The sequence below is a fragment of the Sphingobium sp. genome, assembly GCF_035511395.1.
GTDB lineage: Bacteria > Pseudomonadota > Alphaproteobacteria > Sphingomonadales > Sphingomonadaceae > Sphingobium.
Map to the genome: position 1 here is coordinate 1 of NZ_DATKFP010000273.1, position 11,406 is coordinate 11,406.

Here is an 11,406-nt window from a genome sequence, read left to right on the forward strand (position 1 = left end):
AGAATCGCGTGAATGAAATTTCAGAAATTTCGCGTGGTCTCAAAACCTTGGCGAAGGAACTTCATGTTCCGGTTCTGGCTCTTTCGCAGCTCAGTCGTGCGGTAGAGCAGCGTGAGGACAAGCGGCCGCAGCTGTCCGACCTTCGCGAATCCGGCTCGATCGAGCAGGACGCGGACATGGTCTGGTTCGTGTTTCGCGAGGATTATTACGAAGCCGCCAAGGAGCCGAAGCCCGACGACGAGGCCGCCTATGCTGCGTGGAAGGAGAATATGGAGCGCATCTACGGCCTCGCCGAGGTGATCGTCGCCAAACAGCGCCACGGCTCCACCGGCCGCATCCGCATGAAGTTCGACGCCAAGATCACCCGCTTCTCCGACATCGCGGACGACAGCTATCAGGATCTGGATTACGAATAATCCGGCAAATTAACCTCCGTTCGTGTCGAGCGAAGTCGAGAAACGGGCGTAGCGCCAGCTACTCCTCGACTTCGCCCAAAGCGAACGGAACGGGCTTATGCCCCCTTCGCCCCCTTCGCCGCCTTCGCCCGCGCCGCAACCCGTTTCTCCAGCATCGACAGCGGCATAGCTCCTTCCTCGAGAATGGCGTGGAACTGCTTGATATCGAAGGCAGAGCCCAGTTCCGCCTGCGCCGCTGCACGGGCCTTTCTCCAGACGCCATGGCCGACCTTGTAGCTCGTCGCCTGGCCCGGCTGGGTGCAGTAACGCTCGACCTCGCGCTGGCAACGCGGGCGGGCGAAGCCGGTCTTCTCGACCATATAATCGGTCGCTTTCTCGCGACTCCACTTCTTGGCGTGAATGCCGGTATCGACCACCAATCGCGCTGCCCGAAACAGGAAGGACTGGAGATAGCCCGCCCGGTCGATCGGGGTCGCATAGCCACCCAGTTCGTCCGCCAGTTGCTCGGCATAGAGCGCCCAGCCTTCGGTATAGGCGCTCATGAAAGCGGTCTTGCGGAGCATCGGCACGTCGCCTGCATTCTGCGCGGTCGAAATCTGGAGATGATGCCCCGGCACGCCCTCATGATAGGTCAGCGACGGCAGGCCATATTTTGGCCAGTCGCCAACATCCTTGAGGTTGATGAAGTAGATGGCCGGCCGCGATCCATCCAGAGCGGCCCGGTTATAATAACCGTTCGAGGCGCCATCCTGAATTTCCACCGGCACCGCGCGAATTTCCAACGGCGTATCGGGAATTGTCGTGAAAGCATTGGGAAGCTTGACTTTCATTGCGTCGAGGTCGCGGTTCAGCTGGCCGATGAGCGCTGCACGTCCCTCCGCGCTGTCGGCATAGAGCTGTGCCGGGTCGACGTTGAGCGCCGCCAGCCGCTCGCCGATCGTCCCGTCCGCGCGCCCTGCGCCCTTCAGGATCGTGTCGAGCTGCGCGCTCAGGTCCGCAACCTGTTCTAGCCCCATGGCGTGGATCTGTTCGGCGCTGAGGTCGGTGGTGGTCGCCTGCTTGAGCGCGGCGGCGTAAATCTCGTCGCCGCGCGGCGTCCGCCATACGCCATCGCCCGCCGCCGTCTTGGCCCTCAATGCCTCGATCGCCGCGATCTGCTCGTCCAGCGCGGGGTAGATGGCCTTCTCTACGATCCCTGTCGCCTGACCTTGCCAGTCGCCCGCAATGTCTTTCGCCGTGGCGCGCTTTACCAGCGACTGGACGATCGAACTCTCTGCCGCCGGTTGCCCGCGCAACTTCTTCAATTGCCCCAGCGTCAGTTCCAGCGACCAGCCCGGCGCCAGATAACCTCGCGCCGCCTCGTCCCGCTGGAGCGCGGTGTCGGTCCGCAGGTTGCGCGCGAAATCGTCGAGCCGCGCTACATAGGCCTCGCAATCGGCCGCTACATTGATGGTATGCGCGGTGTTCAGGAAATCGGGCGTCTGGAAATAGCTGCCGCCCTGCTGGAAGATGCGATAGGGGCGCTGCGCGCTGTTGAGGCCGAAGGTGGCCGGGGCCACCGTCTGCTGGCCCAGTGAATAGAGCACGACCTCCAGATTCAGGCGCTGCGCGTCCGACAGGCTGGCTTTCTCATACCCCTGCAATTCCTTGATCGCAGCCTGGGTCGCGGCCAGTTTCTTCATCATGCCCGACTTGCTGTTGTCGTCCAGCTGGCTCTTCGCCCCGGCGCGCGCGCCCTTGTCAAGGCCAAGGCTCGTCACCATCGCAGGCGACAAATCGAGCGCCCTTTCGAAGATCGCGGCAAAGGCCGCGGACAGCCGCGCATCGTCATTGCCGGCGACCTGAGCCCCGGCGACCTGAGCCAATGCGCGCGGTGCGGCGCCGGCAAGCGCGACGGCGCCTGCGGAGGAAAGAAACTGGCGGCGATCCATGGTGGCGACTCCCTTATGTCTTGACCGCACACTGTCTTAAGCCGCTGAAACGCTTCGTCCAGATATTTGCAATATTGTTACGCGGCCAGCGACGCCTCCCCATCATGCGCGCACCGCGACGCCATGATGTCGCCCACATGACGCTCCGCCCAGCGCGTGATCTCGTCCAAAATGCCGATCAGCCCGCCTGCCAGCGGCGTCAGCGCATATTCGACCGTCACTGGAACGGTCGGAAAGGCGGCCCGGCTCACCAGCCCGTCCCGTTCCAAGCTCTTGAGCGTCTGCGACAGCATCTTCTGCGATATCGCGCCGATCCGCCGTCGCAGATCGTTGAACCGCACCGGCCCGTCCTTCAATGTCAGCAGCACCAGCACGGCCCATTTGTCGCCGATCCGGTCGAGTATCTGACGTGTCGGGCAATCGGGATTGTAGGCGTCGCCCAGGCGAAGGGGCAGGGGAGCGGTCATGGAGCAGTATCCTTGGCGTAACCAGATGACGGCACAGTGCCTTCTTGCGACCTTGATAGCCTGATCTCCATCAGTAACCACCCCATGGAGAACCGGGCATGAAGGTAGCGATCATCGGCGGCAGCGGCCGCGCGGGCAAGGAAATCGGGGCCGAACTGGCGCGGCGCGGGCATCACAGGTGACGGCCATTTCGCGCCATCCCGAAAATGCGGTCGAAATCGATGGCGTCATCGCCGTCGCGGGCGACGTGAACGATTCCGCCGGGCTGGAGGAGGCGATCCGTGGCCATGATGCGGTGGTTAGCGCGGTCATGTTCTCCGACACCGACCCCGTCTCGCTGATCGGCGCGGTGCGGAACTCGGACGTGCCACGCTATCTGGTGGTCGGCGGCGCCGGCAGCCTGGAGGTTGCGCCGGGCGTCGCCCTCATCACTACGCCGGAATTCCCCGACGCCTACAAGGCCGAAGCCGGTAAGGGTGCGGCCTTCCTCGATTATCTGCGCGGCGTGGAGGACGTCGACTGGACCTTTCTGTCGCCCTCAGCCTATTTCTTCGTCGGCGACAGCAAGGGCAGCTTCCGCCTCGGCAAGGACGCATTGCTGGTCGATGCGGACGGCAACAGCAGCATCTCTTATGCCGACTATGCCGTCGCGCTGGTCGACGAGATCGAGCAGCCCCGGCACAGTCGTGCGCGGTTCACCGTGGGCTATTGAAGAAACGTCCGTTCGTTTCGAGCGTGTCGAGAAACGAGTCAAAGCCGAGTTCAGCAAAGCTAAACGGCAGAGCAGCGCTTGATGCTTCTCGACTTGGCTCGAAGCGAACGGGACGGCGAATTTACGCTGCCCCTTCCAGCTTGTCCTGCGTCTTCGTCTCGAAATCGCCGGCGTTATGACGTTCGTGCAGCTGTTCCTCCAGCGGCCCGTTCGCCTTGTTGACCATCCGCCCGCGCTTCACCGCAGGCCGCGCGTCGATCTGGTTGGCCCAGCGCAGGACATTCTTGTAGCTCGGCGCATCCAGAAACTCCGCCGCATCATAGGCGCGACCCAGCACGACTCCGCCATACCAGGGCCAGATCGTGATATCGGCGATCGAATATTCGTCACCCGCCATATATTCATTGGCGGCCAGATGCCGGTCGAGCACATCGAGCTGGCGCTTCACCTCCATCGTGTAGCGGTTGATCGGATATTCGTATTTCTCTGGCGCATAGGCGAAGAAATGACCGAAGCCGCCGCCCAGCAGCGGGCCAGCGCCCATCTGCCAGAACAGCCAACTCAACGCGGCGGTCCGCTTGGCCGGATCAGTGGGCAGGAACTTGCCAAACTTCTCGGCCAGATAAAGCAGGATCGCACCGGATTCGAACACGCGCTGCGGGGGCGAGACGCTGTGATCCATCAGCGCGGGAATCTTGCTGTTGGGATTGACGTCCACGAAGCCGCTGGAAAACTGGTCGCCATCGCCGATCCGGATCAGCCAGGCGTCATATTCGGCGTCGGTCACGCCGGCTGCCAGCAATTCCTCCAGCAGGATCGTCACCTTCTGCCCATTGGGCGTGGCAAGCGAATAGAGCTGGAGCGGATGCTCGCCCACGGGCAGCACTTTTTCATGGGTCGGACCGGCGATCGGCCGGTTGATATTGGCGAAGGTGCCGCCATTATCCTTGTCCCAAGTCCAGACTTTGGGCGGGGTGTAGCTGTCGGTCATACGGGCTGGCTCCGATATTGAAATCTTGCCCGCAAGTAGGAAGCGGCTCCGCTGCCCGCAACCGAGCCGCTCTCAACTATCGATGATTATTTCGCTATGTCGGCCATTTGCGAAATTAGCGGTAGCCCGCAGCCGCCAATATGGCGAGCAGGTCCATGCGCTTGACCTTCAGTGATTCCGGCGCGGAGACGTCGATCCATTCATCGGTCGAATGGCCGCGTTCGCCCTTTGCGGCGCGGGGAATGGTGATCGCCGGAATGCCGAGGCTCATCGGGACATTGGCATCGGTCGAGCTGAAGCTGAGGCGGGCCGCGACGCCCTCAGCACCATAGGCGGCCGCTGTCTGCCGAACGAGCGCTGTATCCGCGGCCGTGCTGCCGGCCGGGCGATCGCCGACTATTTTCTTCTCGACGCTGATCACGCCATCCTTGGTGGACCTGGCGGCGTTCTCGCCCGCCACCGCTTTATCGACCGTCTGGAGGAAGGCCCGTTCCAGCGTCGCCAGTTCGGCGGCACTTTCCGAGCGCATGTCGACTTCCAGCCAGACTTCCCGCGGGATCGCGTTGACAGAGGAGCCGCCGCCAACGACACTGGCACTGAAGGTTGTCTTGGGCGACTTGGGGACAGGGATGTTGTAAAGGTCGACCACAGTCTGGCTCATCGCCGTCATGGGGTTGACAAGACCGAAGGCGCCGAAGCTATGGCCGCCCGGTCCCTTGAAGTTCAGCCGATAACGCTTGGATCCGACACCGCCGTTGGTGAGACCGTCGATCGAGGAATCGTCGATCGAGAAGAACGCCGCAATTCGGTCCTTATATTTCCCCTTGCCGAACAATTGCTTCATGCCGCGGAGGTCGCCAAGGCCTTCTTCACCGACATCGCCCACGAACAAGATGTCCATTGGCGCGGAAATATTCGATGCGATCAACGCCTTGACCAGGCTCAGTTGGGTAGCGAGGCCGGATGTATCGTCGCCTACGCCCGGCGCGTAGAGGCGACTGCCCTCACGGCGCACGGTGACGGGGGTGCCTTCGGGGAATACGGTGTCGAGATGGGCGGAAACGACGACCAGCTTGCCACCCGGCTTGCCGGTGCCGCGGCGCATGCCGAGCACATTGCCCGCCTCGTCGATTTCGACGTCGGTCAGGCCGGCTGCGCGGAACATGTCGGCATAGGCCTTGCCGCGCGCCGCTTCCTTGAACGGAGGCGCCGGAATTTCGGTCAACGTGACGATATTCTCGACCCATTGATCATGTTCGGCCTCCAGCGCGGCGAAAGCGGCCTTGACCGCAGGCTTGGCCTTGATGGCGGCGATCAGGCGGGTGTCGCTGGGAGTATGGACGGGGACTGCCCCTGCCATGGAGGCTGCCATGGCTGTGCCAACCAGGATCGCGCATAGCGCCACTCGCTTCATCATATTCTCCCTGTTGTCTGTTCCCGAACCGCGTGCCGGTTCGGGAACAGGCGTGCCTTAGCCCGGCCGAATGGTCTGGCATAGGCAAGATAAGAATTTCATTTGCGTTCATCTGGTTTAAGGGCGGGACGCGGCAGCCGATCGTGGATCGACAATGGCTGGAAGCGCGTTCGAGTTAATCCCTAAGCGCGCTCCTCAAACTGTCCTGACGGCCCTAATTTCCGGGCGATGGATCGGCGGCGCACTCATGACAGCAGCATTAGGGTGGCCTTTCCATTTGCCGGCAACCTGATCGGCGGCAGTCATTTTTCTGCGTTGGGACTGGTCAGGCATCTGGACCGGTCGCGGTACGATCCCGTCGTGATCGTCGACGACTTGGATAATCAGATCGCGCATCTTTTCAGGGACGCGGGTGTGCCGCTCGTAGCTGCACCGCGTCTGATCAGCCTTCATCATGGCAGGCATGTTTCGATCGGGAAGTTCATAGCGTCCGGACTGGCGGTTCCCACCCTGACGAAGTTCCTGCGAGAACACAGGATCGGACTGGTGCATGTGAATGACGGCAGGACTGCCGCCATCTGGGCGCTACCGGCGAGGATCGCGGGCGCCAAGCTGGTTTGGCATCACCGTAGCGGGCCGGGCGCCTGGGGATTGCGCTTTGCATCCCCGCTGCTGGCCAACGCCGTCATTTCCGTCTCGGATTTCGCGCGCGGACGTATGGAACGTTCGGTGCGCAAGAGCCATGTCATCCATAGCCCGTTCGACACGCAGATCATGGTCGACCGCAGGCAGATGCGGGAGACGCTGCTGAAGGACATCAAGGCTGCGCCATCGACCAGGATCGTTGGCTATTTCGGGGCGATGATCACGCGCAAGCGACCGTTGCTGTTCGTGGAATCGATTGCCGCTCTACGTCGTCGGCATCCTGGCATGCCGGTCGCAGGAGCGATATTCGGCGAAGCGGTCGAGATTTCGGTGCAGCAGGTTCTCGGGCTGGCCGAGAAAATGGGTGTCGCGGATGCCATCCATGTAATGGGATTTCGCTCGCCGGGGGCGGACTGGATCGCGGCTTGCGATCTGCTCGCCATACCTGCGGTGGAGGAACCGTTCGGCCGGACGCTGGTCGAGGCGATGATCGTCGGCACGCCGGTCGTGGCGAGCCGGTCGGGGGGCAATGCCGATGCGCTGGAGGGGGGACGTCTGGGCCGTCTGGTGCGACCCGACGATGCCGACGCGCTTGCTACGGGTATGGGTGAGGCGCTGGAACGGCGGGACGATACGGAGGCGATGGTCGTCGCCGCACGAGCGGCGGTGGAGGAGCGCTTTGGTGAGCATCGCCACGCCGAACAGGTGATGTCGGTCTATCATGGACTGTTCCCGGCTTTCGGGAATAAGCCGCGTTCCCTGCGGACATGAGCCGGGCGGTGGCGTCCCCGGCGTTTTCCATTACGCCCGGCGGGAGAAACACGCCGGTGGCCGAACGGCATTGGTGGAGCCTGATAGGTGCATCGGGGCCGGAGTTCCGGATCGGGCTGGGTCGGGTGATCGTATCATCCTTCGGCCTGGCCGCCGTCTATGTCGACCCGACTCAGCCCGAACGGTTCGTGACGACCGCCTACGTACTGCTCGCAAGCTATGTCGGGTTCGCCCTGTTGCTTCTATTGTTGCACAGGAAGGTTGCGGCCAATTCCGTATTGCGGATCGGATCGACGATCGTCGACATATTGCTGGTCGGTATCCTGTCCTACATTACTGGCGAACTGGAAAGCCCCTTCCTGATCTTCTTCATCTTCGTGATCATATCGGCCGCAGTGCATTGGAATATCCAAGGCACGATCTGCGTCGCCGCGGCGTTGCAGGTCGTGCTGCTGACCGTGGCCATACCCGACCTCGCAGACGGCGAATCCTATGCCAATGTGCTCATCATCAGGTCTGTCTTCTGCTGGGTTCTGGTCTTGTTGCTCGGCTATTTCATCGCCTATCGGAACCGCACCATCTCCAGACTGGGCGAGTTGGCGCAATGGCCGCATGAATTTGTTCCCGACGTCGACCAGCCCTGGCTCGCCTTCTCACTCCGCCATGCCGCCAAGGTGCTGAATGCACATGCCATTGCCGTGATGTGGCGCGATCCCGATGAACCCGGTTCCCATATTGCCGTGTGGCGCGAGGGGCGTTTTCGCGTGATCGAGCGGGATGGCGCGTGGGCGGAGCTGCCGGAGATCGGCATGCCGGACTGGCGGACGCAAGCCGAGGAACTCCAGCGGATCGGAGCTTTGCCAGGTCTTTCGTCGGCTGATATGGCGGCTGTTTATCATTCGGCCATTTTGACCATCCGGTATAGCGGCCGGCTGTTCCTCCTGTCGGAAGGGCCGCGCGACAATGATACTGCTATCCTGACCCGGATCGTCGCCGCCCGCATCGCCATCGATTTGGAACAGCATTCGCTGGTACGCGATTATGTCACGGCGGCAGAACTCAATGAGCGGTCGCGGTTGGCCCGCGATCTGCATGATGGCGTGCTGCAAAGCTTGACCGCAGCCGTACTCGAATTGCGGGAGCAGGAACGGATCGTGCCGGAAGTGAGCCATCATGTCGCGCATATCCGGGCGTCGCTGGAGGAGCAGCAGAAACGGCTTCGTCGACTGGTCGATGGATCCTTCGCCAAACAGCAGATCGCCTGTTGTCTGGCCGACCAGATTGGCGTTTTCGTGGAAGCGCTGGAGCCGCAATGGGGCTGCGCCATATCGGTCGAGATCGTCCCGCGACATCTGGTAACAACCGCGCCGATCGCCACGGAACTGTGCCTCGCGCTGTCCGAAGCAACCGCCAATGCCGTCAAGCATGGGCGCGCGACCCGACTGCGCGTGACAATCATGGACAAGGGGGAGCGGTTGAGCCTTTGCATTGCGGACAATGGCAACGGGCATCTGGCACCGGAATTGCCGGTCCCGGCGTCGCTGGCGGCGCGCGCGCGCGAATTGGGGGGCGACCTGGAGGTGAGGCGCGGGGATTTCGGCCTAATGTTGCAGGTATCGCTTCCCACGACCTTGTCGAAAGGTGCCATGGCATGACGCCCGCATCGATCGTGATATGCGACGATCACCCGCTACTGGTGCGTGGGCTTGCCGATTTGATCGCCGGCAGTGACCGGTTTCGGGTTGTGGCGACCTGCGGTGACGGGATGCATGGATTGTCGGCGATAAGCGCGCTGCGGCCCGACTTGGCGGTCATCGATATCGCCATGCCGAAGATGAACGGGCTGGAACTCTTCGTCCAGGCACGCGCGGCTGGCTGGACTGGGCGCGGGCTCTTGTTGACGGCAGCGATTTCGGACGACGAGACGGTGCATGCAGTCGCTGCCGGGGTCAATGGTATCGTGCTCAAGGAAACGGCGGGTACGACATTGATCGACGCACTGGAAGCTGTGCTCGCCGGGCAGCGATGGATGCCGCCGGATGTCCTTCAGGCGGCGGTCGGTCGGGCTCGCGCGAGCCGGGACAATTCTCCGTTGGCTATGCTGACGCCGCGCGAGCGGGAGGTGGCGCTGATGATCGCCGATGGCCGCAGCAACAGGGAGGCGGCCAGCGCGCTCGGCCTGTCCGAAGGGACGATTAAGACCCATATCCGCACCATCTTCGAGAAGCTCGGCGCGGACAATCGGACCGCGGTCGCCCTGCTGGTCGCGCGATCGGGCGCGCGGAGCGAGATCAGTTTCCGGCGCTGAGGCCCAATTCATCCAAGAGGATTAATCATGGCTGGCTAGGCCCATGGGCTGATCCGGTGGCATTGTCGGCACGCTAGTCTCCCCTCTTCAGCGACGGGTGAGGCGAAGATGATGATCGAAAATCTCGAACGGCTGGAATTGTTGCTGCGGTGCCCCACGACGGGCAAACCGCTGGTTCGCACCGAAGCTGGTTACGAAACGGCGGGGGATAGCCCGCTCGTCTATCCCGTACTGGACGGAAAGCCGGTTCTCGTGGATTTTGCCACATCCGTCCTTTCGCCTGATGTTTTGCACAGTTCCGCTGCGAGCAGCCCGATCGAACGGCCTAAACTCGAATTCGGCCGAAGCCTGTTCAAGCGAATGCTGTCGCCGGAAAAGAAGAGTACGCGCGAGAATATCGCGAAGCTGCTGGAAGGACTGCCGCCGCAGCGTAGTTCGTCGGTGCTGGTGATCGGCGGGGGTACGATCGGGCAAGGGACCGATGCGCTATATGACTGCCCGATGGCGCGGGTCATTGCCCTCGACATCTACCAGACCGCCAATACGCACTTGATCGCAGACGCGCATCATATTCCCCTTTGCGACGATGCCGTGGATGCGGTTGTGATCCAGGCGGTCCTGGAGCATGTCATCGATCCGCAGGCGGTGGTGGACGAAATCTGGCGTGTGCTGCGTCCGGGGGGCATGGTCTATGCTGAGACGCCCTTCCTTCAGCACGTCCATGAAGGCCCCTATGACTTCATGCGCTTCACAGAGAGTGGACACCGCTATCTGTTTCGCAAATTCGCGCTGGTCGGCTCTGGCGTGAGCGGTGGTCCGGGAACGCAATTGCTCTGGTCGATCGACTATTTCTTCAAGAGCCTGTTCCGGTCACGCCGCATCGGCAAGATATTCAAGATGGCTTTCTCATGGCTGCAATGGCTCGACCCCCTGATCCGGTCGGATTATGGATCGGATGCGGCTAGCGGCACCTTCTTCCTGGGCCGCAAGAGCAACCGGACCATCTCGCCGCGCGAGATCGTGGAATTCTATCGCGGGGCTCAGGTGGCGGGCGGCTGAAGGTGCCTCAATCCAGCCGGCGACGGTTCTTTGCCACAGCCTTGCGATAATGGGCTATCGACCGGGCCATGGCCTGGCCGCCAGTGCCACCGAGATCGCCAGTCAGCATCATCCATTGAAGCCGCCCGGCGGCTTCGATCTTTTCGACGACCATACGCTGCGCTTCGCGGACGGAATCCGGATTACCTGCCATCAGCCTTGGAATGCGCAGTCCGATAACCGACCAGGATTCGATGCAGAGGCTCCAACTGTCGAGCGCGATGCCGTCATGGGCAGGGACGAGAATAATCTGCACGCTCGTTGTCTCGGCGGAAACTGGGAAGCCGCTTCTTGAGGAGGGCGATTGCGACCGACGGATGTCGCCTGCTTCAACATTCAAGATAGCGATCAGCCTGATGGGTTTCGACAGCGGTATTCTTGAAACACCGGAAAAGCCGCTTCTGCCCTTCAAAGAAGGCTATATAGACGCCCGTCCCGAATGGCGGCACGCGCAAACCCCCGCAAGTTGGATGCGAGATTCCGTAATCTGGTATTCGCAGCAGACAAACCTTCAGCTCGGCATGAGTAAATATACCGCCTACGTGAAGGCATTCGACTACGGCAACCAAGACCTTTCCGGGGAGCCCGGCAAGAGCAATGGCCTGACCCACGCCTGGCTAAGCGCCTCCCTGCAGATCTCCCCAAGGGAGCAG

11 protein-coding genes and 1 pseudogene are annotated in these 11,406 nt (G+C 62.0%); 7 read left to right on the plus strand and 5 right to left on the minus strand.

All coding sequences use genetic code 11. The annotated features are described in order from the left end of the window. Positions 1-416: DnaB-like helicase C-terminal domain-containing protein (locus tag VMR39_RS18970; protein WP_325417963.1), on the plus strand; the 416-nt coding region annotated here is incomplete at its 5' end. A 95-nt stretch (positions 417-511) separates the two neighbouring features. Here VMR39_RS18970 and VMR39_RS18975 read toward each other — a convergent pair. Both VMR39_RS18975 and VMR39_RS18980 read right to left on the minus strand, forming a co-directional pair. Beyond that, the gene (locus VMR39_RS18975) at positions 512-2,347 is read right to left on the minus strand and encodes a DUF885 domain-containing protein (protein ID WP_325417965.1); all 1,836 of its coding nucleotides are present in this window, start codon (positions 2,345-2,347) and stop codon (positions 512-514) included. Positions 2,348-2,424: 77 nt separating this feature from the next. Beyond that, positions 2,425-2,814 (minus strand): helix-turn-helix domain-containing protein, encoded by a 390-nt coding sequence (locus VMR39_RS18980; protein WP_325417967.1) that lies wholly within the window; start codon positions 2,812-2,814, stop codon positions 2,425-2,427. Between the two features lie 98 nt (positions 2,815-2,912). Between VMR39_RS18980 and VMR39_RS18985 the strand changes: the two are divergent. Next, positions 2,913-3,526 (plus strand): annotated as a pseudogene (locus VMR39_RS18985) (NAD(P)-dependent oxidoreductase). A gap of 121 nt (positions 3,527-3,647) precedes the next feature. On the opposite strand, the gene yghU reads toward VMR39_RS18985, so the two are convergent. Continuing rightward, the gene (gene yghU, locus VMR39_RS18990; RefSeq protein ID WP_325417969.1) at positions 3,648-4,517 is read right to left on the minus strand and encodes a glutathione-dependent disulfide-bond oxidoreductase; all 870 of its coding nucleotides are present in this window, start codon (positions 4,515-4,517) and stop codon (positions 3,648-3,650) included. A gap of 115 nt (positions 4,518-4,632) precedes the next feature. After that, positions 4,633-5,931: a M20/M25/M40 family metallo-hydrolase gene (locus VMR39_RS18995; protein ID WP_325417970.1), complete on the minus strand. Its 1,299-nt coding sequence runs from the start codon at positions 5,929-5,931 to the stop codon at positions 4,633-4,635. A 264-nt stretch (positions 5,932-6,195) separates the two neighbouring features. Between VMR39_RS18995 and VMR39_RS19000 the strand changes: the two genes are divergently transcribed. The 4 genes from VMR39_RS19000 (at position 6,196) to VMR39_RS19015 (ending at position 10,714) form a co-directional block, all read left to right on the plus strand. Beyond that, the gene (locus VMR39_RS19000; protein ID WP_325417972.1) at positions 6,196-7,347 is read left to right on the plus strand and encodes a glycosyltransferase; all 1,152 of its coding nucleotides are present in this window, start codon (positions 6,196-6,198) and stop codon (positions 7,345-7,347) included. A 56-nt stretch (positions 7,348-7,403) separates the two neighbouring features. After that, the gene (locus VMR39_RS19005) at positions 7,404-9,002 is read left to right on the plus strand and encodes a sensor histidine kinase (protein WP_325417973.1); all 1,599 of its coding nucleotides are present in this window, start codon (positions 7,404-7,406) and stop codon (positions 9,000-9,002) included. Next, positions 8,999-9,655, plus strand: coding sequence for a response regulator transcription factor (locus VMR39_RS19010; RefSeq protein ID WP_325417975.1), 657 nt, complete (start codon positions 8,999-9,001; stop codon positions 9,653-9,655). Before VMR39_RS19005 ends, VMR39_RS19010 begins: the two co-directional genes overlap by 4 nt. A gap of 111 nt (positions 9,656-9,766) precedes the next feature. Beyond that, positions 9,767-10,714 (plus strand): class I SAM-dependent methyltransferase, encoded by a 948-nt coding sequence (locus tag VMR39_RS19015; protein ID WP_325417977.1) that lies wholly within the window; start codon positions 9,767-9,769, stop codon positions 10,712-10,714. Positions 10,715-10,721: 7 nt separating this feature from the next. Here VMR39_RS19015 and VMR39_RS19020 read toward each other — a convergent pair whose 3' ends face one another. Then, positions 10,722-11,009, minus strand: coding sequence for a hypothetical protein (locus VMR39_RS19020; protein WP_325417979.1), 288 nt, complete (start codon positions 11,007-11,009; stop codon positions 10,722-10,724). On the opposite strand from VMR39_RS19020, the gene VMR39_RS19025 reads away from it, so the two are divergent. Continuing rightward, positions 10,975-11,406 (plus strand): penicillin-binding transpeptidase domain-containing protein (locus VMR39_RS19025; protein WP_325417981.1); only part of this gene is annotated, 432 nt, incomplete at its 3' end. The genes VMR39_RS19020 and VMR39_RS19025 overlap by 35 nt on opposite strands.

Coding starts and splice junctions, on each gene's coding strand:
- VMR39_RS19010 (WP_325417975.1), top strand. CDS start 8,999: ATGACGCCCGCATCGATCGTGATATGCGACGATCACCCGCTACTGGTG.
- VMR39_RS19015 (WP_325417977.1), top strand. CDS start 9,767: ATGATCGAAAATCTCGAACGGCTGGAATTGTTGCTGCGGTGCCCCACG.
- VMR39_RS18995 (WP_325417970.1), bottom strand. CDS start 5,931: ATGAAGCGAGTGGCGCTATGCGCGATCCTGGTTGGCACAGCCATGGCA.
- VMR39_RS18975 (WP_325417965.1), bottom strand. CDS start 2,347: ATGGATCGCCGCCAGTTTCTTTCCTCCGCAGGCGCCGTCGCGCTTGCC.
- VMR39_RS18980 (WP_325417967.1), bottom strand. CDS start 2,814: ATGACCGCTCCCCTGCCCCTTCGCCTGGGCGACGCCTACAATCCCGAT.
- yghU (WP_325417969.1), bottom strand. CDS start 4,517: ATGACCGACAGCTACACCCCGCCCAAAGTCTGGACTTGGGACAAGGAT.